This is a genomic window from Neisseria sp. HMSC070A01, from assembly GCF_001810165.1.
Taxonomy (GTDB): domain Bacteria; phylum Pseudomonadota; class Gammaproteobacteria; order Burkholderiales; family Neisseriaceae; genus Neisseria.
Genome location: NZ_KV800116.1, coordinates 44,318 through 69,128, shown reverse-complemented (window position 1 = coordinate 69,128; position 24,811 = coordinate 44,318). Strand labels below are relative to the sequence as shown.

Here is a 24,811-nt window from a genome sequence, read left to right as displayed (position 1 = left end):
CGACCAACGGATTAAAAGTCCGCTGCTCTACCGACTGAGCTAACGACCCGATAGGCTGTGCATTATAGGGAGCTTGTTTCTTTCCGTCAACTGTTTTTTTGAAATTTTTTTCAAAAAACGTAAATCGGTTGTTATTTGGCGTTAATTCTCCCGTTGCCGAGTATTAATTATGTTATGATTTTCTAATCTATCAGTTCTGATGGATATTTTTTAGACCAAAGGATATACAACATGAAAAAATTATTGATTGCTGCGATGATGGTGGCTGGTTTGGCTGCTTGTTCTCAAGAGGCGAAACAGGAAACTCAAGAAGCGGCTTCTGCCGTTGCTTCTGATGTGAACGCTGCTGCCGAACACGCGGCTTCTGCTGCTGATGCTGCTGCTTCCGAAGCTAAAGGCGCTGCTGAACAGGCTGTTTCTGACGCTAAAGAAGCCGGTGCCGATGCGAAGGAAACTGCGGAGAAAGCAATTTCCGATGCTAAAGAAACTACCGGTAAAGCCATCGATGGTGCTAAAGAAGCCAGCGACAAAGCTTTGGACGATGCAAAAGCTGCTGTGGGCGAAGCTAAAGACGCTGCCAAAGATGCGGCTAAAGATGCTTTGGGTAAAGCTGCCGATGCAACTCAAGAAGCTGCCGACAAATTGAAAGATGCTGCTAAATAAGCCGGTGTCCGATATTTGAAAAGGCCGTCTGAAAAAATGTTTTTCAGACGGCCTTTTTGTATCGGCGGATTATTTTTTTTCTTGCTGACGCGTGTACACCAAAGAAGTCAGGATGGATGCGCCCAGTGCGCCGAAGACGACGGATAGGGAAATGGAAATCGGGATATGCACCCAGTGCATAATCAGCATCTTGATACCGATAAAACTTAACACGAAGGCCAAGCCGTATTTGAGGAAGATAAAGCGTTCGGCAAAATCCGCCAGCAAAAAGTACATGGCACGCAGGCCTAAAATGGCAAAAATGTTGGAGGTAAGGACGATGAACGGGTCGGTGGTGACGGCAAAAATAGCGGGAATGCTGTCCACGGCGAAGATGACGTCGCTCAATTCGATCATAATCAATACCAGTAAAAGCGGCGTAGCGATGCGTTTGCCGTTTTCAATGGTAAAGAATTTTTCACCGTCAAACTGTGGGCTGGTCGGGATGACTTTTTTGAGCAGGGTCAGGATTTTGTTTTGGGAAAGGTCTTCCTCTTCTTCCGATTCGGGTTTCATCATGTGGATGCCGGTATAGAGCAGGAATGCACCGAAAAGGTAAAGAATCCATTCAAATTGCTGTACCAGTGCCGCGCCGATGAAAATCATGATGGCGCGCAGGACGATGGCGCCGAATACGCCATAGAGCAAGACGCGGTGTTGGAATTTGGGTTCGACTTTGAAGTAGCCGAAAATCATCAGGAAAACGAAGATGTTGTCGACGGCAAGGGATTTTTCGAGCACATAGCCGGTGAAGAATTCGAGGACTTTTTCTTTGGCGACAGCGGCACCGTAAGCCGGGTTGCCCGCCAGTTCGAAATAGAGCCAGCCGGCAAATGCGCAGGATACGGCCACCCAAATGCCACTCCAAGCGAGGGCTTCTTTAATGCTGACTTTGTGGACGCCATTTTTTTTCAGCGACACCATATCGATGGCGATCATGATTAAGACGGCAATAAAGAAGATGCCGTAAAACATCGGCGAGCCGACGGACGGGTATTGGGTCATAAACAATCCTTGTGTGTGGGGGAAGGGTAAGGTTTACCAAGACAGGTAGAACATTGCTTTGGCAAAAAAGACGATAAACAGCATATGGCTGAATACGACGGCGTGTATGTATTTCGACCAGCCGACGGTGAGGGTGTGCCGTGCCATTTTGACGACGGCGATGACAAAATGTACCAAAACGCTTACTGCCAACAGGATTTTGATGCTCAGCATGATGCCGAAGGAGCTGTCGAATGGGTGGTGCAGTATCGGCAGGTAGCGGTTGTACACCATCACGATGCCGCTGATGAACAGGGTAATGACGACAGGCGGCATCACGCGGACGGCACGATAGGACATGGCACGTTCGACTTCGCGGCGCGATTCGCGCGAAACGCGGCCGGTGTGTAAAACGGAGAGGACCAGCATTTCGAAAAATACGCCGCCGACAAAGGCAATCGCGCAATAAACGTGGATGATGTGTGCCAGTGCGTAGATACTCATGACGGGTGTTTCCGGTAATTCAGACAAGTCGTCATTGTATCACTACCGAATACAGTTGATGTATGCGCAATTTTATGCCAAATATATTAAATTTTATAAATATTCTTTTGGAATTGCCGTTTGTTTTTGCATTTAACCGTTCGTCAAGGGCGTTATCTTAGTTTAATCTGTCTTTACTTATCAGAAAATATATTAATGAAAGGTTGTGCCATACTGTTCTATATAAAGCTTAACCCCTGATGGAGAATCAAACCATGAAGAAAACTTTTGCAAAAACTGTGACCTTGATCATGCTGGCCGCTTCTTTGGGCGCGTGTGCCAATATGACTCAAACCCAACGCAACACTGCTGCTGGTGCGGTATTGGGCGGCGTGGCAGGTAATTTGATTGGTGGCGATACCGGCTCTACCTTGGGTGGCGCGGCTTTGGGTGGCGTTATCGGCAGTCAAGTTCATACCCGCTACTAATCCTTTATTCGGTTAAAAATAAAAAGGCCGTCTGAATATTCAGACGGCCTTTTGTTTTGCGGTTTATTCGTTGACGAAGGTTACGCCGGTCAGTTGCGATTGCAAAATGGCAGTACGCAACGCAGTCAGTGCTTTCGGACGGACAAAGTTGCGGCGATAAGCCAAAACGACACGGCGGTGCGGTGCAGTGCCTTCAAACGGGATAATGCTGAAAAGCATGTGGTCGTTTTCGGTCAATGCGGTAGCCGGCATGACGCTGATGGCCAGGCCGCTGGCAACCATGTGGCGGATGGTGTTGATGGAGCTGCCTTGCAGGGTATTGGTCAAACCTTGGATTTTTTGCTTGGAAGCCAATTCGGAACAGCTTGCCAACACTTGGTCGCGCATACAGTTGCCTTCTGACAGCAGCAACACTTGTTCTTCGCTCAAAAGCTGAGGCGTAACGGCATCGAGTTCTTCAAAGTGATGGCCTTTGGGAACGATGACGAAGAAAGGTTCGTCATACAGAGGCTCGGTTACGATGCCCGGCTCTTGGAACGGTTCGGCAACGACGATTGCATCGACATCGCCGCGTTTGAGCGACTCGGTCAGGATGTGGGTATAGTTCTCTTCCAGCATCAGCGGCATTTTCGGCGCGGTTTCACGCAGCGCGGTAATGAGCTTGGGCAGAAGGTAGGGGGCAACGGTAAAAATCAGGCCGAGTTTGAACGCGCCTTCCAATTCGTTTTGCTCTTCATTGGCAAGGTGCTTGATGAGTTCTGCTTCTTCCAGAACCCGGCGGGCTTGGGCGACAATGCGCTCGCCCGCTTCGGTCGTGATGATGTCGTTGCTGCTACGGTCGAACAGGGATACCGACAGCTCTTCCTCCAGCTTTTTGATGGCGATGGAGAGGGTGGGCTGGCTGACAAAGCAGCGTCGTGCGGCACGTCCGAAGTGACGTTCTTGTGCGACGGCTACGATGTAACGCAATTCGGTCAAGGTCATGTGTTAAGCCTTTTTTTGTTCCGGCAGGGTGATGTTCAGCTCAAGAACGTCCAAGCCGTCTTGTTTCTCTTGGGAGATGCGGATGTCGTCCAATGATACGTTGACGTATTTGGACAGGACTTCCAGCAGCTCTTTGCGCAAGGTCGGCAGATAATCCGGAGCTTGGCCTTCTTGTGCGCGTTCTTGCGCGATGATGATTTGCAGGCGGTCGCGCGCGACGGTGGCGGTTTTCGGCTTTCTGCCGAACAGCATATCGAGCAGTGACATGTATTAACCTCCGAACAGTCGTTTTAAGAAACCTTTTTTCTCGGCTTCAAGGAAACGCATTTCGCGGTTTTCACCCAAGAGGCGGGCAATAACGTCTTTGTAGGCTTCGGCTGCGGCGGCATTGTCTTGGTGGATGACGGGTTCGCCGGCGTTGGAGGCCTGCAGGACGTTTTGTGATTCGGGAATCACGCCGATCAACGGGATGCGCAAGATGTCGCAGATGTCTTGTACCGACAGCATTTCGCCTTTGGCCACGCGCTCTGGGGAGTAGCGGGTAATCAGCAGGTGTTCTTTAACTGTGCCGCCTTGTTCGGCTTTGCGGGATTTGCTTTGCAAAATGCCCAAGATGCGGTCGGAGTCGCGGACGCTGGATACTTCCGGATTGGTGGTGATGATGGCTTCGTCGGCAAAGTAGAGCGCCATCAGTGCGCCTTGTTCGATACCGGCAGGGGAGTCGCAGATAATGAACTCGAAGCCCATTTTTTTGCTGGACAGCTCTTTCATCACTTTGTCGACGCCGTCGCGGGTCAACGCGTCTTTGTCGCGGGTTTGCGAGGCGGGCAGGATGTAGAGGTTTTCGCAGTTTTTGTCTTTAATCAGGGCTTGGTTGAGTGTGGCTTCGCCTTGGATGACGTTGATGAGGTCATACACGACGCGGCGTTCGCAACCCATAATCAGGTCGAGGTTGCGTAAACCGACGTCGAAGTCGATTACGGCGGTTTTGTGGCCGCGCAGGGCCAGGCCGGTTGCGATGCTGGCGCTGGTAGTGGTCTTGCCTACGCCGCCTTTACCTGAAGTTACTACGATGATTTTGGACACGATATTTCCTTTTTAAGTACTGATGTTTATTCGGCGTCGATTGCGCTGATAACCAGTCGGTTGTCTTGCAATGATACTTGTACGGGTTTTTTGTGCAGATGCTCGGGCAGGTCTTGCTCGAAGTTGCGGTAGATGCCGGCAACGGAGACTAACTCGGCCTGCATGGAATGGATGAAGATGCGCGCGTTGGTGTTGCCTTTTGCTCCGGCCAACGCTCTGCCGCGCATGGGGGCGTAAATATGGATGTTGCCGTCGGCGATAAGTTCTGCGCCTTGGCTGACGATGCCGGTGACGATGAGGTCGCCGTTTTCAGCGTACACCTGCTGGCCGGTACGCACGGGCGTGCTGACCAATACGGTCGGATTGTTGATGACGGTGGCCTGTACGTCTTGCGGCTGCGGTGCTTGGCGCGGGGTGGGCGCTGCCTGTGTGTCGGCTGCCTGGGTGGCGTTGCCTTGTTTGAAGACCAAGTGGTAACGCGCCGCCGCCGCCGCCCATGTGTCGCTGGTGTGGTGCAGCCCTAAGATTTGCATGCCGTAACGGGCAAACAGGGAAATCATGCCGCCCAAATCGATGGATTCGGGATGGTCGAAATCTTGTACGTCTAAAATAAAGGGAACGAATTCGTCTTGGGACTGGCCTGCCAGTTGGCGCAGGAATTCTTCCAATTCGGTTAAATCTGCGGTGTGCAGATGGATGGATAAGACGTCCAAACGTGACGTTTTTATGTCGAATGCGGGTTTCATTGTAATGAAATAATAAAATTTTTTAATGATGTAAGTTTACCGTGTAAATCTTGGCTATTCAATCTGTTTGGCCGTCTGAAACCAAAATATTTTGTTTGGGCGTTTTTTAGTTGTGTTTAGTGTGGTTTTTTGGTGTGAAGCTCTGTTTCAGACGGCCTTGGGGAAGGGGTAGCCGTGTGTGTCGATGTCATCGGCAGCCGCCCACGGGGTGTGAATGAGGGTGGACGGCAGGTGTGCCAATTCGGGGAGGTAACTGCGGATGTAGCTGCCGTCGGGGTCGATTTGGTGCGAACGGTGGGCATAGCGGACGGTGGTTGTGTCTTGGGCGGCAAGGTGCCAGTTGGCTTGGTTGAGCGCAGGGTCGGTGCCGGTTTGGACGGAGGCTGTCCACGCGATGCCTTGGTTGGGGTCGAGGTTTAGCGCATGGCAGAAATAGTGGGCGCACAGCTGCTGGAGAACAGGGTGTAAGTGGCCGGTGGCTACGAGGCTGCGGATGGAGGCGTCGATGATGGGCACGCCGGTTTGGCCGTTGCGCCAGTATTCGCGCACCGGGGCGGCATCGGTTGTTTCGGGTAGGCGGCGGTGGTAGGCGAGCTGGTAGCAGTAGTCGCGGAAAATAAGCTTGTCCAGCCACTCGAAATGTCGGTTTGCCAAGCTTTCGGCGGCCAGCAGGCGCGGTGAAATGCAGCCTGCGGACAGGTAGGCATTGAGGAGGCTGGTGTTTTTTCGTGCCGGAAAATTTTGGGTAATCGGGTAGTGAACCAAATTCTGTTTGAACGCGTGCCATTGCGTTAAGGCCGCGGTTTCGCCGCCCTGCTGATAGGCAGGCAATACTGCGCCGGTATGGGCTGGAAACGGTGGAACGCTTTGTCCGGTTTGAACAGGCAATTCGGTTTCAGACGGCCTTTGTCCTGAGTAAGCCTGCAACCATGCTTGTTTATAGGCGGCAAAATCGGTGTAGGGCAGGCCGTTGGCATCCATGAGGGGAGATTTGGCCAAAATGCCGCGGTCGTTGGCGTGTTGCAGGGCAATGCCTGCGCGGTCGAAATTGTGCCAGAGGAGGTTGTCTTGGCGGATTTCGGCTTCGGTGTAGGCTTCGTCTGTGATGATGGTATGGGCATGGAGCGAAGCGGCCAAGGGGAGGAGGTCTTCGTCGGAAGCGACGGCATATAAAGGAATATGGTGTGCCGCCAGACGGGTATGCAGCTCTTGCGCGGCTTGATAATGGAACAGGCTTTGACGCGGATTGTGGTTTTCAGACGGCCTTTGGCTGACCCAGACGCAGGCGATGGGCAAACCGCTTGCAACGGCGGCATTAAGCGCGGCATTGTCGTGCAGGCGGAGGTTGCGGCGGAACCAGACAAGGACGTGGGCAGATTTCATGAGCATGTTCCGACGGAAAAGGGGAAACCATTTTATCAGAATCGGCCTTATGTATCAGGCCGTCTGAAAAATCTTTTGGTTTGATTTCGCTATATAATTTTGGTTTTAGCAACGAGATGCAACCATGACCGAGCAAACCGTTTTGGCACTCATTACCTGCCAAACCTATCCCGAACCGCCGGACAACCTGAAAACATTGGCGGCGCATTTGGAAACCATGGGTGTGAAAACCGTATTTGACGCGTGGCAAAACCATCCGTCCGCGCCGTTTTTGCTGCCTTTGTGCGCATGGGATTATGCCGCCGAACCCGAAGCCTTCCGCCAATGGCTGGAGCATGCCGGGCAGGCGGGACAGCGTTTTATCAATCCGCCCGAATTGATGGCTTGGAATATGGAAAAGACGTATTTGTGCGATTTGGCGGCGCGCGGCGTGCAAGTGATTCCCAGCGTGTTCGTTCCCGCGCACAAAGACAAATTGGCCGATATTCTGAAACAACAAGGCTGGACGGAAGCAGTCGTCAAGCCCGCATTCGGGCAGAGCGGCAAAGGCGTAGTCAAAGTTTGTGCGGAGGCATTGGACGTGGATATGGCGGATTATCCGCAAGGCATGATTGTTCAACCTTATATCCGCGAAATCGAAACGGCGGGAGAAACCTCGCTGGTGTTTTTCAACGGCGTATTCAGCCATGCCGTACGCCGTCAGCCGCCTCAAGGCGAATGGCGCGCCAACTCGGCCTATGGCGTGTCGGTGTTCGGTATCGAGTCGCCCGAGTTTGCCGTCCGTGCCGCGCAAGATGTACTGGCCGCCTTGCCGCAAATGCCGGTTTACGCCCGCGTGGACGGCACACTGATTGGCGACACCTTCCTGCTCAATGAGTTGGAACTCATTGAACCTGCCCTGTACCTGCACACCAGCGAAGGCGCGGCGGAGCGTTTTGCCCGAGTGTTGGCCGGGTTGCTGAAATAGGGTTGCGGCACGCGCATTCAGGCCGTCTGAAAGACTTTTTTCAGACGGCCTGAATTTTTTTAAACAGTTGGCAGGAAGATGTTTTAAAGCATGCTTTTATTTGTCATTTTAATTGGGCTGGGGTCTTGGCCTGCTCTGGATTGTAAACAATTTTCTTGGTGTCGATTGGGTTTTATTTAGGGTAAAAATACGAAAAACTTTTGAAAATAAATATGTTGTAATCTTAAACATTCTGTGCTGAAATTACAGGACACTACAGAAAAGTGGTGTTTTAAAAAAATAAAACAGACAAAGGAGAAAAACCATGCAATTGCTTTTAGACAATCTCAAAGCCTTTTTTGAAACCATCAGCGGCTGGGTCTGGGGGCCTATTATGTTGATGCTGCTGGTCGGTACGGGCATTTTGCTGACCGTTTTGCTGAAAGGCTTGCAGTTCACCATGTTGGGTTATGCGTTGAAACAGGCGTTTGTGCCGTCAAAGAAGCATGAAGACGGTGAAGACCACGAAGGCGATATTTCCCATTTTGCAGCGCTAATGACCGCGCTGTCGGCCACCATCGGTACGGGCAATATCGCCGGTGTGGCGACTGCGGTGGTAACCGGCGGCCCGGGCGCGGTATTTTGGATGTGGATGACCGCCATTTTCGGTATGGCCACCAAATACGGCGAAGGCGTGTTGGCGGTGAAATACCGCGTGACCAACTCCAAAGGCGAAATGTCCGGCGGCCCGATGTATTACATCGAAAAAGGCTTGGGCAAAAACTGGAAATGGATGGCCGTCGCATTTGCGCTGTTCGGTACATTCGCTTCCTTCGGTATCGGCAGCTCGGTGCAGTCCAACTCGGTTGCGCAGGCAGTGCAAACCAGCTTCGGCGTCGAACCTGCCTACACCGGCGTGATATTGACCGTATTAACGGCCATCGTGCTTTTAGGCGGCATTAAGGGCATCGCCAAAGCGGCGTCCTTTATCGTGCCTGCCATGGCAGTATTTTATGTAGTGGGCGGTATTTCCATTATTGTCGTGAATTCTGACGCACTGATGCCTGCCGTCAAACTGATTTTCTCCGATGCGTTTAGTGCACAGGCTGTGGCCGGCGGTGCCATCGGCACGGTCATCCGCTACGGCGTGGCGCGCGGCGTGTTCTCCAATGAAGCGGGCATGGGTTCTGCACCGATTGCCGCCGCTGCTGCGAAAACCGACCATCCCGTCCGTCAGGCTTTGGTTTCTATGACCGGTACGTTTTTGGACACCATCGTTGTCTGCTCGATTACCGGTATCGTGTTGGTTATGGGTCTGCTCGGTGCAGGCGGCGAGTTTGTGAAACCTGAATTGAGCGGCGCGGCACTGACAACCGTCACGTTCCAAAAAATGCTGCCCGGCATCGGCGGCTGGATTGTCACCATCGGCCTGATTTTCTTTGCCTACTCAACCATTCTCGGCTGGTGTTATTACGGCGAGAAATGCGCGGTGTACGTTTTCGGCGAACGCTTTGCCGGACTGTACCGCGTGGGCTACGTTTCTTCAGTTATGCTGGGGACCGTGTTGAGCCTTGATTTGGTGTGGCTGGCTTCGGACACATTCAACGGCTTGATGGCATTGCCCAACCTGATTGCGCTTTTGTTGATGGCTAAAGTCATCGTCAATGAAACGCGAGACTTCAAACAAAAAATCAAAAACGGCGAATTGCCGCATTGATGTCCAAGGCCGTCTGAATCTGAATATTCAGACGGCCCGATGGATATCAGTTTGTTTTGAAAAAAGTCAGAGGAGGAGAAAAATGAAAGTGCTTGTTTTAGGTGCCGGAGTGGCAGGCGTATCTTCCGCGTGGTATCTGGCAGAGGCAGGACATGAAGTAACGGTCATCGACCGCGCCGAGGGCGTGGCGATGGAAACCAGTTTTGCCAACGCAGGCCAGCTTTCTTACGGCTATACCACGCCCTGGGCGGCACCCGGCATCCCGACCAAAGCGCTGAAATGGCTGTTTAAAAGCCATCCACCTTTACTGTTTCGCCCTGACGGCAGCCTGTATCAAATCGAATGGCTGTGGCAAATGCTGCAAAACTGCACGGCAGCGCGCTATCAAATCAATAAAGAGCGCATGGTCAGGATTTCCGAATACAGCCGTGAAATGTTTCGCCGTTTTGAAGCGCAAACCGGTATGAATTTTGAAGGGCGCAAAAAAGGGACGTTGCAGATTTTCCGCCAAGCCAAAGAAGTTGAAGCGGCAGAACAAGACATTGCCGTTTTAGAACGCTACGGCGTGCCGTACAGCCGTCTGAAACCCGAAGAATGCGCAGAATTCGAGCCTGCGCTGGCGCGCGTTACCGCCAAAATTGCCGGCGGCCTGCATCTGCCTGCGGATGCGACCGGCGACTGCCACCTCTTCACTGAAAACCTGTACAAATTGTGTCAGGAAAAGGGCGTACAGTTCCACTTCAACCAGACCATCAGTCGCATCGACCACAACGGGCTGCGCATCAAAGCCGTTGAAACCGAAACAGAGCGGCTTGAAGCAGATGCCGTTGTCTGCGCGCTCGGCTGCTTCAGCAGGACAGTTTTGGCGCAGTTGGATCTCGATCTGCCCATTTATCCCATCAAAGGCTATTCCTTGACCCTGCCTGTCACAAACTCAGACGGCGCGCCGGTGTCCACCGTTTTGGACGAAAGCTACAAAGTCGCCATCACACGATTCGACAACAGAATCCGCGTCGGCGGCATGGCGGAATTATCGGGCTACGAAATCAAACTGCCCGAAAAACGCCGCGAAACATTGGCTTTGGTCGTCAACGATTTATTCCCCGAAGGCGGCGACTTGAATCAGGCATTGTTCTGGAGCGGCCTCAGACCGATGACGCCCGACAGTACGCCGTTAATCGGCCGCACCCGTTTTGAAAACCTGTTCCTGAATACAGGCCACGGCACTTTAGGCTGGACCATGTCGCTGGGTTCGGCAAAATTGACCGCCGATATCGTGAGCGGCAAAGACACCGAAATCCGCAGCGACGACTTGAGCCTGTCGCGCTATCAGGCTTAAGCTGGAAAGCGATAAGGTTTGGTGATATTTCAAACTTAAAGGCCGTCTGAAAAATATTTTTCAGACGTCCCTTAGCTTTATGAGTATTGCGTCCAATCAATAAAATAAATAATAACTATTATCATACGCATTAAAAAGTGTTAGTCTGAACCTGTCCCAGCTTTTAGCGCAGGTTTTCTCATGCCCGATTTTTCGATGTCCAATTTGGCCGTTGCCTTTTCCATCACGCTGGCTGCCGGTTTGTTTACCGTATTAGGCAGCGGTTTGGTGATGTTTTCCAAAACGCCCAATCCGCGCGTGTTGTCGTTTGGTTTGGCATTTGCCGGCGGTGCGATGGTGTATGTTTCCCTGACGGAGATTTTCAGCAAATCCAGCGAGGCGTTTGCTGAAATTTATGATAAAGACCACGCGTTTGCGGCGGCGACCATGGCATTTTTGGCTGGGATGGGCGGCATCGCGCTGATTGACCGCCTGGTGCCGAACCCGCATGAAACTTTAGACGCGCAAGACCCGTCGTTTCAAGAAAGCAAACGCCGCCATATCGCGCGAGTCGGTATGATGGCGGCGTTTGCGATTACGGCGCACAATTTCCCCGAAGGTTTGGCAACGTTTTTTGCCACCTTGGAAAATCCGGCGGTCGGGATGCCTTTGGCGTTGGCGATTGCCATCCATAATATTCCGGAGGGCATTTCCATCGCCGCGCCGGTTTATTTTGCCACCCGAAGCCGGAAGAAAACGGTATGGGCGTGTCTGCTATCCGGTTTGGCCGAGCCTTTGGGGGCGGCTTTGGGCTATTTGGTTTTGCAGCCGTTTTTGTCGCCTGCCGTGTTTGGCTCGGTGTTCGGCGTGATAGCCGGCGTGATGGTGTTTTTGGCGTTGGACGAGTTGTTGCCGGCCGCCAAACGCTATTCAGACGGCCATGAAACCGTTTACGGCCTGACAACGGGCATGGCGGTGATTGCCGTCAGCCTGGTATTGTTCCATTTTTAAAACCCGTATGCCAAAGGCCGTCTGAAATGATTCAGACGGCCTTTTTGCGTTATAATCCGCACATCAAAAATAACCTTAATTTCACAAAGTTCCATCATGTTAGACAAATACAATCCAGCCGAAATCGAATCCAAACATTATCAAAACTGGGAAGAGCAGGGCTATTTCCAGCCTGATATGGATTTGACGAAACCGTCTTTCTCCATCCAACTGCCGCCGCCCAATGTAACCGGCACGCTGCACATGGGCCATGCCTTCAACCAAACCATCATGGACGGCCTGACCCGCTACTACCGTATGAAAGGCTGCAACACCGCCTGGATTCCGGGCACCGACCACGCGGGTATCGCCACGCAAATCGTGGTCGAGCGTCAACTTGCCGCGCAAAACGTGTCCCGTCATGACTTGGGGCGTGAAAAATTCTTAGAAAAAGTGTGGGAATGGAAAGAAGTTTCCGGCGGCACGATTACCCAACAAATGCGCCGCGTGGGCTGCTCTGCCGACTGGACGCGCGAGTATTTCACGATGGACGACGTGCGTGCCGAAACCGTAACCGAAGTGTTTGTGCGCCTGTTTGAGCAAGGCTTGATTTACCGCGGTAAACGCTTGGTGAACTGGGATCCGGTATTGGGTACCGCAGTGTCTGATTTGGAAGTGGAAAGCGTGGAAGAACAAGGCTCTATGTGGCACATCCGCTATCCACTGGCGGATAATCCTGCCGAAGCCGTTATCGTGGCGACCACCCGTCCTGAAACGCTGCTGGGCGACGTTGCCGTTGCCGTCAACCCTGAAGACGAACGTTACACCCATTTGATTGGTAAAGAATTAATCCTGCCGCTGACCGGCCGCACCATTCCCGTGATTGCCGACGAATACGTTGAAAAAGACTTCGGTACCGGCTGCGTGAAAATCACGCCTGCGCACGACTTCAACGACTACGAAGTCGGTAAACGCCACGACACACGCTTGGTTAATGTGTTCGACTTGGAAGCCAAAGTGCTGGCAAACGCCGAAGTGTTCAACTTCAAAGGCGAAGCGCAACCAGGCTTTGCCCTGCCTGAAAAATATGCAGGCTTGGACCGCTTTGCCGCGCGCAAACAAATGGTTGCCGATTTGCAGGAACAAGGTTTCTTGGTCGAAATCAAACCGCACACGCTGATGACGCCGAAAGGCGACCGTACCGGCTCAGTGATTGAGCCGATGCTGACCAGCCAATGGTTTGTTGCCATGTCCGCCACGCCAAACGGCGGCGAGCCTGACAGCGAGTTCAAAGGCTTGAGCCTCGCCGACAAAGCCAAAAAAGCCGTTGATAGCGGCGCAGTGCGCTTTATCCCTGAAAACTGGGTCAACACCTACAACCAATGGATGAACAACATCCAAGACTGGTGCATCTCGCGCCAATTGTGGTGGGGTCATCAAATCCCCGCGTGGTACGACAACGAAGGCAATGTGTATGTTGCCCGCAATCAGGAAGAAGCCGAAAAACAAGCCGGTAAAACCGGTTTGACCCGCGAAGAAGACGTATTGGATACATGGTTCTCCTCTGCGCTTGTACCGTTCTCCACGCTCGGCTGGCCGTCTGAAACCGACGAACTCAAAGCCTTCCTGCCGTCCAACGTCTTGGTCACCGGCTACGAAATCATCTTCTTCTGGGTGGCGCGCATGATTATGATGACCACCCACTTTACCGGCAAAGTACCGTTTAAAGACGTGTACATCCACGGCATCGTGCGCGACCACGAAGGCAAAAAAATGTCCAAATCCGAAGGCAACGTCATCGACCCTGTAGATTTGATCGACGGCATCGACTTGGAAAAACTGCTGGTAAAACGTACCACCGGCCTGCGCAAACCCGAAACCGCGCCGAAAGTAGAAGAAGCAACCAAAAAACTCTTCCCCGAAGGCATTCCGAGCATGGGAGCGGACGCCTTGCGCTTCACCATGGCAAGCTACGCCAGCCTTGGCCGCAGCGTCAACTTCGACTTCAAACGTGCCGAAGGTTACCGCAACTTCTGCAATAAATTGTGGAACGCCACCAACTTCGTGTTGATGAACACCGAAGACAAAGACTGCGGTCAAGACGAAATGCAGCCGTTGGCGTTTACCTTCGCCGACCAATGGATTATCGGCAAACTGCAACAAGCCGAAGCCGCAGTTGCCGAAGCCTTTGAAACCTACCGCTTCGACCTTGCCGCGCAAACGCTGTACGAATTTGTGTGGAACGAATATTGCGACTGGTACATCGAGCTGGCAAAAGTGCAAATCCAAACCGGCTGCCCGACAACCCAGCGCACCACACGCCGCACCCTCGTGCGCGTACTCGAAACCATCCTGCGCCTGCTGCACCCGATCATGCCTTTCATTACCGAAGAGCTGTGGCAGGTCGTTGCGCCTCTGGCGAATGCCAAAACCGCCGACAGCATCATGTTGGCCGCCTATCCGCAAGCCGATAAAGAACAAATCGTTCAGACGGCCTTCGACAAAATGGCCGCATTGAAAGACTTGGTGGAAGAAGTACGCAAACTGCGCGGCGAAATGGGTATCGCGCCAAACGTCAAAGCGCCGCTCTTCGTCGAAGGTAGCGCAGAACTCGAAGGCCTGCTTAAATACCTGCCGTCGCTGACCCGACTGACCGAAGCCAAGCTGGTGGACAGCCTGCCCGAAGCGGAAGACGCACCTGTCGCCGTCTGCAACGGCGCGCGCCTGATGCTGAAAGTCGAAATCGACAAAGCCGCCGAAACCGCCCGTTTGAGCAAAGAAGCCGAGAAGCTGCAAAAAGCCTTGGACAAACTCAACGCCAAACTCTCCAAACCCGGCTACACCGAAAAAGCCCCCGCGCATCTGGTGGAAAAAGATAAGGCGGATTTGGCGGAGTTGATGGATAAGATGGGAAAAGTGGAAGGGCAGTTGGCGAAGTTGAAAGGGTAGTATTGTTTGGTTGTGAGAAAGGCAGCCTGAAAAGTCAAAAATGATTTTTCAGGCTGCCTTTTCTTAGAAAAATAATTAAATAGGAATGTGAAAATGGAAAAATCATCTAAATTAGGGAAAGATATTTTAGAAACTTTGGGATTTAAAATCTTAAATAATGGAGAGGAGCTTGCAACAGGAGAAACCAAAACTGCTGATTTTCTTGTTAAATTGGAAAATGAAAATTTCCTTGTTGAAGTAAAACTCAAAGAAGCCGATGATGATGAAAATAAAAGCAGAGAAGAAAAATTATCAAATGGCGAAGTTTACATATCTAATGGTTACAACCATACAAATAGTATGCTAACTACAATTATGAGATCAGCCAACAGACAAATACGATCTTCTTTAGAAAATATATCAATGAAAGAAAAAGTAAATTTTTCTTTTTTGCTATTTATTAACTCATCTTATGACGCAACTCTCAGAAGGGAACAAATAATTAATGAATTATATGGGAAAGTTAATTTAATCGATTTCAATGATAAGAATAAAGCAGCAAGACCTTGTTATGAATATAACCACCCACTATTTAAAAGACTTGAATCAAATGACTTTTTATTAATCGTCAATTTTTTAAATTACACAGACCTTAATGGGGGAAATAGAGAAGCTTTTGATGCAATAATATGTTTAAATCAGTATTCAGATAAATATGAATTGATCAAATCATCAGCCATCCAGTCTCTAAATATGAAAATCATCGATCCGATAGAAGAAGTCAAGAACGGTGCTGCATATCAACTAGATAAAGATGATTGGGAAGAAATAAATCATATTTTAGAGAAAAACGGGCAAGATAAAATTGATGAAAACATGGAAAGACGTATTCCTTCTCTATCGCCTAGAGTTCAAATTCTATCAAGAAAATATCAGAAATATTTAATTCCGTTTCCGATGGAGAATCGTGTGCAAATTACTGCAAGGTCAACGCAATATACATCGAATCAAAACTCAACAACTTCGGAAGACTCGTAGCAAGCGTAGGTTAGGTCAAGACCCAACAAAACCGTTAAATCATCTGTTTTGTGTTGGGTTTACAACCCAAGCGACCAAAAGGCCGTCTGAAACTGCTCTTTCAGACGGCCTCCCCATTTTCAGGTTGCCCTTCCCCAAGTCAGCCTGAAACCTTTCCCCCGCCCCAAACCCATCCGCCGTCATTCCCGCCTGCGCGGGAATGACGGTGTTTGTTGCTTTTCAGACGGCCTTTTTCTTTTTCTCAATCCATCAAATTCAATCAAACCAAACAATCTGACCTTCATCCACGCTGATGCGGATTTCCTGTCCGGTTTGCGGTTTATCCGTATCGTGGTCGGCGTGGGGATACCAAATCAAATCGCCGTATTGCGGATGGGCGAGGGTGAGGCGTGTGCCTTCGGCGAGGGGGACGGATTCACTGATGCGGACGGCCGTGCCGTTCGGGTCGAATCGGATGGCGTGTTGGGGGATGTAGCGTGTGTCGTCGGTGTTGGCCAAACCGAGCAGCAGGGCGGCTTGGGCGTTGACGGGGCGGCGGATAAGGGTTTCCGGCGTGCCGTGTTGGAGGATGCGGCCTTCGTGCATGATGGCGATGGTGTCGGCCATGGTGCAGGCTTCCTCGGCGGAGTGGGTCACGAGGATAGCGGGGATGTTTTGGCTGCGGATGCGTTCGGCGGTCAGGGTGCGCAGGTGGTGGCGCAGGTGGGTGTCGAGGCTGGAGAAGGCTTCATCCAAGAGCAACAGCGACGGGCGCGTGATTAGGGCGCGCGCGAGGGCGAGGCGTTGCTGTTCGCCGCCGGAGAGGCTTTCGGGTTTGCGTTGCGCTTCGTGTTCCAAACCGATGTCGCGCAAGGCCTGCATGGATTGTTCTTCGATTTCGGCTTTGGGCAGACGGCGCATTTTGAGGCCGAAGCCGACGTTGTCGAGGGCGGACAAATGCGGCAAAAGGGCGTAGTCTTGAAACATCAGCGAGATATTGCGCTTTTCAGACGGCATGTCGGTGATGTTGTTGCCGTTGAGCCAGACTTCGCCGCTGTCGGGACGCACCAGGCCGACTATGGTTTTGAGCAGGGTGGATTTGCCGCAGCCGGAGCGGCCGAGTACGGCGAGGATTTCGCCTGCTTCGACGTTTAGGTTGATGTCTTGGGCAACGGTTTTGCTGCCGAAGCGTTTGTTGATGTTTTTGAGTTGCAACATGGTTTCAGACGGCCTTTAAAAATGGGGTCGGCAACGGATGCTGTCGAGCCATGCGGACAGCGGATGTTTGAGGTCAATCAGGCCGTATCGACGGCAGGCTTCAAGCGTAACCAGCTGGGCATCGTGCATCATGTGTCCGCCCAACATGGCTTCGAGCATGGTGGGGATGTCCATCAGTTCAAAACCGGCGACTTCGCCGTCTTGGTTGGCGGGTTGGAAGTCTTCGGGCAGGATAATGTCGAAGATATGCAGGATTTCGTTGTGGACACCGCGATTAACGGGGCGCAAACTATATATTTGGGCGGTCGGTCGGATATGGGGGGTTAACGAAGCGGGAATGCCAGCTTCTTCTTCACCCTCGCGGCAGACAGCTTCAGACGGCCTCTCGCCGCTACTGATGCCGCCTCCGGTCAGGTTGTCGAGTTTGTTCGGATCGACGGCTTTGTGCGGACTGCGGCGGCCTATCCAAAAGCGCAAACTGTCTTCTGTTTCGACCAATCCATTCAAATGCACTGCCTGACTCATCAGGCCGAATGGGCGGAAGGCGGCGCGTTCGAGTGCGCATAAAGGCTTGCCCGACTGGTCGCAGATGTCGAACTTTTCACCGCGCCAACCCTTGAGCCAACCGCATTCGCGCCATTGTTGCGCCAGCGTTTGCAAACTGTCGCCCATTTCCGGCCAGCTGTCGGTTTCCAAATTCAGGCCGTCTGAAAGGGTTGACTGCCTGCCTGTCCAATCTTGCCCGAGGCGTTCGCGCCATAACGGGTTCAAACGGCCTAAAGGCAGGCCGTTAAGATACAGAATGCACCAATCGTCGGATGCGCCATAGCTGGTTTGCGCCCAATCCCACAATGCATCGTGGACATCGGACGCGAATACCTGTTCAAAGCGGAAAGACTGAGACACGGCACATCCTCCAAAAGAACTAAAGATACGTTGATTTTAGCCGTTTACGGCGAATTTGCAAAACAACCGCACTACCCGAAAACCGCTATAATAGAGTAAACCATCCGAAACGAGCACATCATGAGCGAATTGAGCGAAATCCTCGCCTATAACCAACATTTCGTCGAAACAGGCGAATACGAAAAATACTTTACCAACAAATACCCCGGCCGCGAGCTGGCCATCCTCTCCTGTATGGACGCACGCATTATCGAATTGTTGCCCAATGCTTTAGGCTTGAAAAACGGCGATGCCAAGCTCATCAAAAACGCCGGTGCGCTGGTGACCCACCCTTGGGGTTCGGTAATGCGCAGTTTGTTGGTGGCCGTATTTGAACTCAAAGTCAAAGAAATCATGGTTATTGCCCACCACGACTGCGGTATGCGCGGATTACACGCCGAAGAGTTCCTCCAACGCGTACACGACAGCAATATCCCCGACGACCGCATCGAAACCCTGCGCAATGCCGGTATCGATTTGGACGGCTGGCTGACCGGTTTTGACGATGTCGAAGACAGCGTGCGCCATACCGTCGAGCTGATTCGCAAACATCCGCTGATGCCCGACAACATCGCCGTCCACGGCCTGGTCATCCACCCGACCACAGGCAAGCTCAACCTGATTGTTGACGGCAGCCTGCCCGCTTCAGACGGCCAAAACATCTAACGCAGACACCACCCAAAATGAAAAACATCGGATTATTCGGCGGCACGTTTGACCCCATCCACAACGGCCACCTCCACATCGCCCGCGCCTTTGCCGACGAAATCGGTTTGGACCTTGTCGTCTTCCTGCCGGCAGGCGACCCGTACCACAAAGACAGCACGCGCACGCCGGCACAAGAGCGCCTCAATATGGTCGAACTCGCCATCGCCGACGAGCCGAGATTCGCCGCCAGCGACTGCGACATCGTCCGCGACGGCGCGACTTATACGTTTGACACCGTCCAAATCTTCCGCCAGCAGTTTCCCGGAGCGCAACTGTGGTGGCTGATGGGCAGCGACAGCCTGATGCAGCTGCACACATGGAAAAAATGGCAAACCCTCGTGCGCCAGACCCATATCGCCGTCGCCATGCGCCAAGGCGACAACCTCAACAAAACCCCGCGCGAATTGCACGCGTGGCTCGGCGAAGCCCTGCAAAACGGCAGCGTCCGCATCCTCAACGCGCCGCTGCACAACACCAGCTCCACCCAAATCCGTGCCAATCTTGCCAAAACGCACCATTCAGACGGCCTGCCGCAACCGGTCGCCCAATACATCCGCCAACACAAACTCTATGAAAAATAGCGTTTATTCAGGCAGATAAGCTATAATGCCGTCTGAAAACATTTCAACTAGGAAAATAATGAACGAACAAGAATTGCAAGACCTGCAAAAAATGGTCGAAGTGGCCGTAAACGCCCTCGAAGACATCAAAGCCAAAGACATCTCCGTTTTGGAAACCCAAGACAAAACCTCCCTGTTTGCCCGCATGATTATTGCCAGTGGCGACAGCACACGCCAAGTCAAAGCACTGGCGAACAACGTTGCCGTCGATTTGAAAGAAGCCGGTTTTGAAATCCTCAGCACCGAAGGCGACAGCGGCGAATGGACGCTTGTCGACGCAGGCGACCTCGTTGTCCACGTCATGCTCCCTGCCGTGCGCGACTTCTACGACATCGACACCTTGTGGGGCGGAGAAAAACCGAGTTTCCACGCCGGTATGCAAAAACCTTGGCACGCCGCCGACTAAAACGGTTTATCCATACAAAGGCCGTCTGAAACTTGCTTGCTTTCAAGTTTCAGACGGCCTTTTGCTATAATTCCATTCTTTTCACATTATTCAATTTATTGCACCATCATGCCGCAACCCGATTTCACCCAAACCCTTTCCAAAGACCGCCATTTTCTGCGTTCTGCCTTTAAAAACCCCAATAAATACGGCGGCTTGGCCAAGGTTGAGGAAAAATACAAAAAATCGCACGACCTCTATCTGCAACGCCTGTCCAAACTGCCCAAGCCTGAGTTCGACAACACGCTGCCTGTTCACGATAAGCTCGACGAAATCAAAAAAGCCATTGCCGAGAATCAGGTAACGATTATTTGCGGCGAAACCGGTTCGGGCAAAACCACGCAGCTGCCCAAGATTTGTTTGGAACTCGGACGTGGGGCGGCAGGCTTGATCGGGCATACCCAGCCGCGCCGTTTGGCCGCGCGTTCGGTGGCGGAGCGGATTGCCGAAGAGCTGAAATCCGAAATCGGCAGCGCGGTGGGCTATAAGGTGCGCTTTACCGACCACACCTCACGCGATGCCTGCGTCAAGCTGATGACCGACGGCATCCTGCTGGCGGAAACCCAGACCGACCGTTATCTCGCCGCCTACGACACCATCATCATCGACGAAGCGCACGAGCGCAGCCTGAACATCGACTTCCTCTTGGGCTACCTGAAACAACTCCTGCCGCGCCGCCCCGACTTGAAAGTCATCATTACCTCGGCCACGATAGACGCAGAACGCTTCTCCCAACACTTCAACGGCGCGCCCGTTTTAGAAGTAAGCGGACGCACCTATCCCGTCGAAATCCTCTACCGACCGCTGACCAGCAAAGACGAAGACGAGGCAGAAGTCGAGCTGACCGACGCGATTGTCGATGCGGCCGACGAATTGGCGCGCTACGGCGAAGGCGATATTTTGGTGTTCCTGCCGGGCGAACGCGAAATCCGCGAAGCGGCAGAAGCCCTGCGCAAATCCACGCTGCGCCGCAACGACGAAATCCTGCCCCTGTTCGCGCGCCTGTCGCACGCCGAACAGCACAAAATCTTCCACCCCTCCGGTGCGAAACGCCGCATCGTGTTGGCAACCAACGTCGCCGAAACCTCGCTCACCGTGCCGGGCATCAAATACGTCATCGACACCGGCCTCGCGCGCGTCAAACGCTATTCCGCGCGGGCGAAAGTGGAGCAGCTTCATGTCGAAAAAATCTCCCAAGCCGCCGCCCGCCAACGCTCCGGCCGCTGCGGCCGCGTCTCCGCAGGCGTGTGTATCCGCTTATTTTCAGAAGAAGATTTCAATAGCCGCCCCGAATTTACCGACCCGGAAATCGTCCGCAGCAACCTCGCCGCCGTCATCCTGCGCATGGCATCGCTGAACCTGGGCGACGTAGCGGCATTCCCATTTTTAGAAATGCCCGATTCACGGTATATCAATGACGGTTTTCAGGTATTGCTGGAATTGGGAGCGGTGGAGGAAATGTGATTTCAAACAACTAGAAAAAGAAATTACACAAAAATACCGCTTGGAAAATAAATTTCAGATGGTATTTTGCATTTTCAGACTGTCTGAATACTACACAATTTCCGCTAACGCATTGGCAACGTGCCACATCAATACAGGCGGAATGGCATTGCCAATTTGCCGATATGCCTGAATATCACTCACAGGAAATTGAAAGGTATCAGGGAATGATTGAATACCAGCCGCTTCTCGCGGTGTAAAACGGCGATATAATTCTTTGTCTTTATCAACCAATAAAACTGGGTCTCGTGAGTTTAAACTGGTTTTTGCCAAATGTGCCGTAATAGTTAAGCATTGTCCTTGCAAATCCTGATATAAACCGCGTTTCATGTTATTTTTCGCATTTTTCATGCCTAAAACAGCTTTTTCTGAAAAATAATATTTAGGATTATCAATCGCCAAGGTAGTAATGATTTTTTCTAATTTTACAAAAGGTTTTTGATATAAATTAGGCTGTTCGGCATGAGTTTCCATAGGGAATGTATAGTGTTTCTGAATATCTTTGCGAACACCTACCATAAATACACGTTCACGTTTTTGCGGAATACCGAAATTTGCTGCCAACAATAATTTATATTGAACTTCATATCCTGCTTGTTTAAATTCGGTTAATACTTTTTGTAAAATTTTCCCTTTTTGTAAAGTCATCAAACCCTTAACATTTTCAAAAATAAAATATTTAGGCTGTTTGGTTTGCAATACTTTTACCAATTCTTTATATAAATTAGCACGTGCGTCATTGGTGTCTTTACTGGGATTAACTGTGCTGAAAGATTGGCATGGGAAACCGCCTAATAATAAATCAAAATCATCAAGCTCTTGAATATTTAAATTCTTAATATCATCACAAATCGCAGGGTGTTCAAAATTAGCGTTATACGTTTGCACAGCAAATTTATCAAAATCCAAAGCGTAAACAATTTCAAACGGCAATTTAGGATAAGTTTGCCCCAAGTATTCAAATCCGCCCAATAATCCCAAATCAGAACCACCACAACCACAAAACAACGATACAACTTTTAATTTTTCACTCATAAAACATTATCCACTTCAACCGAATCATCTACGCTATTTGCCCCAAAATCGATGCGATACATGGTTGGCATAACGTAAATAATCCCCTGTTTATTCTTCTCAAAAGGATTGATTATTTTGCGAATATAAATTTTGTGAGCTGTAAAATACACACGATAAATCATGTAGGCTGCCTGAAATTGCTCCGCAGCAACCCATTCTTTGCGTGTTAAATTAACAGTGTCTATCCAATCGTGATTATCTAAATCAGGTGAAGTAACACGAATGGTTGATTTCACTTCAATAAATCTATCAAAATCAGGATTATTTGGACTTTCATCAGCGGCAACTGATTTTACATCATAGCCCAAACCACGAATTTCACCTACAAGCTGAACTTGATTGATTAAGCGTTGATTGTATTTTCTCACACGTTCTTGCTCTAACTGAAATACCAATTTTTCGCCCATTTTACCTAATTCATTTTTGTCTATTTTTTTACTTACCTGATGTTGATATGGCAAAACTGTATTCAAAACTTGAGCATTTTGTAGAGCGATTTGAGCAAAATATTCTGCCCATTCCATTTCAATGCGTTTGCCAATGTGTTCTGCATTTAAATCAAATTGGTAAATATCAAATTGAAGTGGCGTATTGTATTCTTTGATAAATAATTTAATTAACTGATTTTCATAATGATTTAATTGTATGGCTTTGCTGCTTCGGTTTTCATCAATCACAATCAAATTCGCCAATACCAATAAATTCAACAATTCTCTAATGTGCTGAAAATCGTGAGATGTTACAGGAACACGTTTTAATGAATTCTTTTGACTATTAGAAATAATCGTATCCAATACTTCTTTTGGTGTAACTTTGCCTTGCAGCACTTCCAACGCATTCAATACATAATAGCCAATATGGTAAGTAGTTATGGTAAATTTTACCTGTTCCGCTTCTGCCAATAACGCCAAAATAAAATGAAACGGTTTGAATTTAATCTGCTTGTTAATACGTTCTGCGATGGTTTGAATTTTTTGTGTACCGTTTGGGAATTGAAAATTTAAGCATAAATTTTTAAAAAATGCAGGTTGGTCTTGGTCGTTTACTAATTTACTATTACTTGGGCTTTCATATACCAAACCATTTTTTTTGAAGTACAAACCAAATAATTTACCTGCAATTTCAGTAATATGATTTCTAATGGTTTTCTGTTGATTTTTGCCTAATTCATTGTAATTTTTCTGATAAAAAGATTGCGATAATCTATTGTTAAATTGTTGATTAAAGATGTTTTCATCGGCTGGACAAATATCCGCCACAATCGTGGAATAAGTTGGCAATAAATCATCTAATTCTTTTTGTGCTTTACCGCGAATAATGTCGCAACGATATTGAATATCGGGGTTAAACATAATGTTATATCCTTATAAAAACAATTTCATTTTTTCGGCAATCGCTTTTGCAAGCATAGGCGGAACAGCATTGCCAACTTGGCGTAATTGACTGGTTTTTGTTCCTAAAAAAATAAAATCATCGGGAAATGATTGAATACGCGCACTTTCTCGAACTGTTGGTACACGGTTAAATTGATAGTGAAAATGATGATTGTGTCCCGTATCAATCGTAAAACTTGGCTTTTGGCTGTTTAAGCGTGTCCATGCAATATTGACGTTTCGCGTTTGGCGCAAATGTTCAGGTAGGCTTTTGTAATTGCCGCCATCGGGGACAAGTGCGATAATTTCTTTCGTCTTGTCATTATGTTGCGTGATTTGATGATTAAACAAGCCAGTTGAATTTTGGCGCATCATGTGTTGATATTCGCTGCTGCCTAAAAGTGGATAAGCCGCGCCATCATCAACCGAATAATCAGGTAAATCAGAAATGGCTTGTTTGACAGTAACATATTGATTAACCGTTTGTTTTGGAAATTCAAATATTGTGCCATTTTTAAACCCCACAAAAAATGCGCGTTTACGATTTTGCGGTACCCCATAATCAGAAGCCATTAAAATTTGACTTTTGACGATATAGCCTAGTTGCTCAAAATCTTGAGTAATTTGTTGTTTAATCGCCCCTTTTCCCATTGACATTATATTAGGGACATTTTCCATTAGAAATGCTTTGGGCTGATAAAAACGGACAAAATCCACAAACGCTTTATAAAGTTGATTGCGTTCATCATCAATCATGCGTTTGCCGGCGATAGAGAAACCTTGACATGGTGGCCCACCAATAATCACATCTAATTGTTTAATTTGAGTTTGTTGGGAGATTTGTTCGGGTGTGATGTTGAATAAATCGGCGACAATGCCTTGTGTGCCTTTGTGTGTGGCGGTGTAGGTGGTAATCGCGTCTTGCCAATAATCTATGCCCAATTTGACATCAAAACCAGCTTGAATAAAACCGAGCGATAAGCCGCCACAGCCGCAAAATAAATCTAAAACAGTAGGTTGGTGTGTGTTATTCATCATATTTTCAAAAATAAGATTTCAGGTGGCCTGAAAAAGCAGAATTATAACTTAGGATAGAACGAATACCGTCTTAAATATTGCTTTAAGACAACATTATCTGTTATTTTTCAGG

At 49.9% G+C, this 24,811-nt stretch carries 24 protein-coding genes and 1 tRNA gene (1 of these 25 only partly in view); 12 read left to right on the top strand and 13 right to left on the bottom strand.

Annotated elements, in window-relative coordinates; all coding sequences use genetic code 11:
• Window positions 1-49 (bottom strand) — tRNA-Lys (locus HMPREF2711_RS11170) (it extends 127 nt beyond the left edge of the window).
• 182 nt (window positions 50-231) lie between these two features.
• On the opposite strand from HMPREF2711_RS11170, the gene HMPREF2711_RS01000 reads away from it, so the two are divergent.
• Window positions 232-663, top strand: coding sequence for an Ag473 family lipoprotein (locus tag HMPREF2711_RS01000; protein WP_003749309.1), 432 nt, complete (start codon window positions 232-234; stop codon window positions 661-663).
• Window positions 664-732: 69 nt separating this feature from the next.
• On the opposite strand, the gene HMPREF2711_RS00995 is transcribed toward HMPREF2711_RS01000, so the two are convergent.
• A complete protein-coding gene (locus HMPREF2711_RS00995) occupies window positions 733-1,707 on the bottom strand; it encodes a TerC family protein (RefSeq protein WP_003749311.1) in 975 nt (324 codons plus the stop codon).
• A 33-nt stretch (window positions 1,708-1,740) separates the two neighbouring features.
• Complete coding sequence (locus tag HMPREF2711_RS00990; RefSeq protein ID WP_003749312.1) at window positions 1,741-2,190, bottom strand: CopD family copper resistance protein; 450 nt, start codon at window positions 2,188-2,190, stop codon at window positions 1,741-1,743.
• Window positions 2,191-2,444: 254 nt separating this feature from the next.
• Here HMPREF2711_RS00990 and HMPREF2711_RS00985 point away from each other — a divergent pair, with 254 nt between their 5' ends.
• Window positions 2,445-2,657, top strand: coding sequence for a glycine zipper 2TM domain-containing protein (locus tag HMPREF2711_RS00985; protein ID WP_003684747.1), 213 nt, complete (start codon window positions 2,445-2,447; stop codon window positions 2,655-2,657).
• Between the two features lie 63 nt (window positions 2,658-2,720).
• Here HMPREF2711_RS00985 and HMPREF2711_RS00980 read toward each other — a convergent pair whose 3' ends face one another.
• The 5 genes from HMPREF2711_RS00980 to HMPREF2711_RS00960 form a co-directional block, all read right to left on the bottom strand.
• Complete coding sequence (locus HMPREF2711_RS00980; RefSeq protein ID WP_003749313.1) at window positions 2,721-3,641, bottom strand: hydrogen peroxide-inducible genes activator; 921 nt, start codon at window positions 3,639-3,641, stop codon at window positions 2,721-2,723.
• A gap of 3 nt (window positions 3,642-3,644) precedes the next feature.
• Entirely contained in the window at window positions 3,645-3,908 is a 264-nt protein-coding gene (gene minE / locus HMPREF2711_RS00975; protein WP_003680625.1) for a cell division topological specificity factor MinE, read from the bottom strand.
• A gap of 3 nt (window positions 3,909-3,911) precedes the next feature.
• Window positions 3,912-4,727 carry a septum site-determining protein MinD gene (minD, locus tag HMPREF2711_RS00970; RefSeq protein WP_003749316.1) on the bottom strand — a complete coding sequence of 272 codons (816 nt, stop codon included), beginning with the start codon at window positions 4,725-4,727 and terminating at the stop codon, window positions 3,912-3,914.
• Window positions 4,728-4,753: 26 nt separating this feature from the next.
• Window positions 4,754-5,473 carry a septum site-determining protein MinC gene (gene minC / locus HMPREF2711_RS00965; protein WP_003749320.1) on the bottom strand — a complete coding sequence of 240 codons (720 nt, stop codon included), beginning with the start codon at window positions 5,471-5,473 and terminating at the stop codon, window positions 4,754-4,756.
• Between the two features lie 147 nt (window positions 5,474-5,620).
• Complete coding sequence (locus HMPREF2711_RS00960) at window positions 5,621-6,856, bottom strand: FAD-binding domain-containing protein (RefSeq protein ID WP_070615224.1); 1,236 nt, start codon at window positions 6,854-6,856, stop codon at window positions 5,621-5,623.
• A 124-nt stretch (window positions 6,857-6,980) separates the two neighbouring features.
• Between HMPREF2711_RS00960 and HMPREF2711_RS00955 the strand changes: the two genes are divergently transcribed.
• The 6 genes from HMPREF2711_RS00955 (at window position 6,981) to HMPREF2711_RS00930 (ending at window position 15,793) form a co-directional block, all read left to right on the top strand.
• Window positions 6,981-7,823 carry an ATP-grasp domain-containing protein gene (locus tag HMPREF2711_RS00955; protein ID WP_070615222.1) on the top strand — a complete coding sequence of 281 codons (843 nt, stop codon included), beginning with the start codon at window positions 6,981-6,983 and terminating at the stop codon, window positions 7,821-7,823.
• Between the two features lie 304 nt (window positions 7,824-8,127).
• On the top strand, window positions 8,128-9,519 hold the full coding sequence (locus tag HMPREF2711_RS00950; protein WP_036493589.1) for an alanine/glycine:cation symporter family protein: 1,392 nt from the start codon (window positions 8,128-8,130) through the stop codon (window positions 9,517-9,519).
• An 82-nt stretch (window positions 9,520-9,601) separates the two neighbouring features.
• Window positions 9,602-10,858, top strand: a complete 1,257-nt coding sequence (locus HMPREF2711_RS00945) for a D-amino acid dehydrogenase (protein ID WP_070615219.1) — start codon at window positions 9,602-9,604, stop codon at window positions 10,856-10,858.
• 180 nt (window positions 10,859-11,038) lie between these two features.
• Entirely contained in the window at window positions 11,039-11,848 is an 810-nt protein-coding gene (zupT, locus tag HMPREF2711_RS00940; RefSeq protein WP_002224778.1) for a zinc transporter ZupT, read from the top strand.
• A gap of 96 nt (window positions 11,849-11,944) precedes the next feature.
• On the top strand, window positions 11,945-14,776 hold the full coding sequence (locus HMPREF2711_RS00935; protein WP_070615216.1) for a valine--tRNA ligase: 2,832 nt from the start codon (window positions 11,945-11,947) through the stop codon (window positions 14,774-14,776).
• 93 nt (window positions 14,777-14,869) lie between these two features.
• Entirely contained in the window at window positions 14,870-15,793 is a 924-nt protein-coding gene (locus tag HMPREF2711_RS00930) for a hypothetical protein (protein ID WP_070615211.1), read from the top strand.
• Window positions 15,794-16,048: 255 nt separating this feature from the next.
• Here HMPREF2711_RS00930 and HMPREF2711_RS00925 read toward each other — a convergent pair whose 3' ends face one another.
• On the bottom strand, window positions 16,049-16,990 hold the full coding sequence (locus HMPREF2711_RS00925) for an ABC transporter ATP-binding protein (protein WP_070615207.1): 942 nt from the start codon (window positions 16,988-16,990) through the stop codon (window positions 16,049-16,051).
• 15 nt (window positions 16,991-17,005) lie between these two features.
• Window positions 17,006-17,896: an NUDIX hydrolase gene (locus tag HMPREF2711_RS00920; protein ID WP_070615204.1), complete on the bottom strand. Its 891-nt coding sequence runs from the start codon at window positions 17,894-17,896 to the stop codon at window positions 17,006-17,008.
• A 120-nt stretch (window positions 17,897-18,016) separates the two neighbouring features.
• Between HMPREF2711_RS00920 and HMPREF2711_RS00915 the strand changes: the two genes are divergently transcribed.
• The 4 genes from HMPREF2711_RS00915 (at window position 18,017) to hrpA (ending at window position 21,172) form a co-directional block, all read left to right on the top strand.
• A complete protein-coding gene (locus tag HMPREF2711_RS00915; protein ID WP_036493603.1) occupies window positions 18,017-18,601 on the top strand; it encodes a beta-class carbonic anhydrase in 585 nt (194 codons plus the stop codon).
• A 17-nt stretch (window positions 18,602-18,618) separates the two neighbouring features.
• Window positions 18,619-19,224, top strand: a complete 606-nt coding sequence (gene nadD, locus HMPREF2711_RS00910; protein ID WP_070615201.1) for a nicotinate-nucleotide adenylyltransferase — start codon at window positions 18,619-18,621, stop codon at window positions 19,222-19,224.
• A 58-nt stretch (window positions 19,225-19,282) separates the two neighbouring features.
• Window positions 19,283-19,669: a ribosome silencing factor gene (gene rsfS / locus HMPREF2711_RS00905; protein ID WP_002246503.1), complete on the top strand. Its 387-nt coding sequence runs from the start codon at window positions 19,283-19,285 to the stop codon at window positions 19,667-19,669.
• A 108-nt stretch (window positions 19,670-19,777) separates the two neighbouring features.
• On the top strand, window positions 19,778-21,172 hold the full coding sequence (gene hrpA, locus HMPREF2711_RS00900; RefSeq protein WP_003749344.1) for an ATP-dependent RNA helicase HrpA: 1,395 nt from the start codon (window positions 19,778-19,780) through the stop codon (window positions 21,170-21,172).
• 90 nt (window positions 21,173-21,262) lie between these two features.
• Here hrpA and dcm read toward each other — a convergent pair whose 3' ends face one another.
• Genes dcm through HMPREF2711_RS00885 form a run of 3 tightly spaced genes read right to left on the bottom strand, consistent with a single transcriptional unit; the run spans window position 21,263 to window position 24,696 of the window.
• The gene (dcm, locus tag HMPREF2711_RS00895; protein WP_003749346.1) at window positions 21,263-22,246 is read right to left on the bottom strand and encodes a DNA cytosine methyltransferase; all 984 of its coding nucleotides are present in this window, start codon (window positions 22,244-22,246) and stop codon (window positions 21,263-21,265) included.
• Entirely contained in the window at window positions 22,243-23,640 is a 1,398-nt protein-coding gene (locus HMPREF2711_RS00890) for a protein NO VEIN domain-containing protein (RefSeq protein WP_003749349.1), read from the bottom strand. Before HMPREF2711_RS00890 ends, dcm begins: the two co-directional genes overlap by 4 nt.
• Before the next feature lie 12 nt (window positions 23,641-23,652).
• Window positions 23,653-24,696, bottom strand: coding sequence for a DNA cytosine methyltransferase (locus HMPREF2711_RS00885; RefSeq protein WP_036494047.1), 1,044 nt, complete (start codon window positions 24,694-24,696; stop codon window positions 23,653-23,655).
• Between the last annotated feature and the right edge of the window lie 115 nt (window positions 24,697-24,811).

What these genes read in the sequence shown, in the direction of transcription:
- HMPREF2711_RS01000 (WP_003749309.1), top strand. Translation starts at nt 232, where the DNA reads ATGAAAAAATTATTGATTGCTGCGATGATGGTGGCTGGTTTGGCTGCT.
- HMPREF2711_RS00995 (WP_003749311.1), bottom strand. Translation starts at nt 1,707, where the DNA reads ATGACCCAATACCCGTCCGTCGGCTCGCCGATGTTTTACGGCATCTTC.
- HMPREF2711_RS00990 (WP_003749312.1), bottom strand. Translation starts at nt 2,190, where the DNA reads ATGAGTATCTACGCACTGGCACACATCATCCACGTTTATTGCGCGATT.
- HMPREF2711_RS00985 (WP_003684747.1), top strand. Translation starts at nt 2,445, where the DNA reads ATGAAGAAAACTTTTGCAAAAACTGTGACCTTGATCATGCTGGCCGCT.
- HMPREF2711_RS00980 (WP_003749313.1), bottom strand. Translation starts at nt 3,641, where the DNA reads ATGACCTTGACCGAATTGCGTTACATCGTAGCCGTCGCACAAGAACGT.
- minE (WP_003680625.1), bottom strand. Translation starts at nt 3,908, where the DNA reads ATGTCACTGCTCGATATGCTGTTCGGCAGAAAGCCGAAAACCGCCACC.
- minC (WP_003749320.1), bottom strand. Translation starts at nt 5,473, where the DNA reads ATGAAACCCGCATTCGACATAAAAACGTCACGTTTGGACGTCTTATCC.
- HMPREF2711_RS00960 (WP_070615224.1), bottom strand. Translation starts at nt 6,856, where the DNA reads ATGAAATCTGCCCACGTCCTTGTCTGGTTCCGCCGCAACCTCCGCCTG.
- HMPREF2711_RS00955 (WP_070615222.1), top strand. Translation starts at nt 6,981, where the DNA reads ATGACCGAGCAAACCGTTTTGGCACTCATTACCTGCCAAACCTATCCC.
- HMPREF2711_RS00950 (WP_036493589.1), top strand. Translation starts at nt 8,128, where the DNA reads ATGCAATTGCTTTTAGACAATCTCAAAGCCTTTTTTGAAACCATCAGC.
- HMPREF2711_RS00945 (WP_070615219.1), top strand. Translation starts at nt 9,602, where the DNA reads ATGAAAGTGCTTGTTTTAGGTGCCGGAGTGGCAGGCGTATCTTCCGCG.
- zupT (WP_002224778.1), top strand. Translation starts at nt 11,039, where the DNA reads ATGCCCGATTTTTCGATGTCCAATTTGGCCGTTGCCTTTTCCATCACG.
- HMPREF2711_RS00935 (WP_070615216.1), top strand. Translation starts at nt 11,945, where the DNA reads ATGTTAGACAAATACAATCCAGCCGAAATCGAATCCAAACATTATCAA.
- HMPREF2711_RS00930 (WP_070615211.1), top strand. Translation starts at nt 14,870, where the DNA reads ATGGAAAAATCATCTAAATTAGGGAAAGATATTTTAGAAACTTTGGGA.
- HMPREF2711_RS00925 (WP_070615207.1), bottom strand. Translation starts at nt 16,990, where the DNA reads ATGTTGCAACTCAAAAACATCAACAAACGCTTCGGCAGCAAAACCGTT.
- HMPREF2711_RS00915 (WP_036493603.1), top strand. Translation starts at nt 18,017, where the DNA reads ATGAGCGAATTGAGCGAAATCCTCGCCTATAACCAACATTTCGTCGAA.
- nadD (WP_070615201.1), top strand. Translation starts at nt 18,619, where the DNA reads ATGAAAAACATCGGATTATTCGGCGGCACGTTTGACCCCATCCACAAC.
- rsfS (WP_002246503.1), top strand. Translation starts at nt 19,283, where the DNA reads ATGAACGAACAAGAATTGCAAGACCTGCAAAAAATGGTCGAAGTGGCC.
- hrpA (WP_003749344.1), top strand. Translation starts at nt 19,778, where the DNA reads ATGCCGCAACCCGATTTCACCCAAACCCTTTCCAAAGACCGCCATTTT.
- dcm (WP_003749346.1), bottom strand. Translation starts at nt 22,246, where the DNA reads ATGAGTGAAAAATTAAAAGTTGTATCGTTGTTTTGTGGTTGTGGTGGT.
- HMPREF2711_RS00890 (WP_003749349.1), bottom strand. Translation starts at nt 23,640, where the DNA reads ATGTTTAACCCCGATATTCAATATCGTTGCGACATTATTCGCGGTAAA.
- HMPREF2711_RS00885 (WP_036494047.1), bottom strand. Translation starts at nt 24,696, where the DNA reads ATGAATAACACACACCAACCTACTGTTTTAGATTTATTTTGCGGCTGT.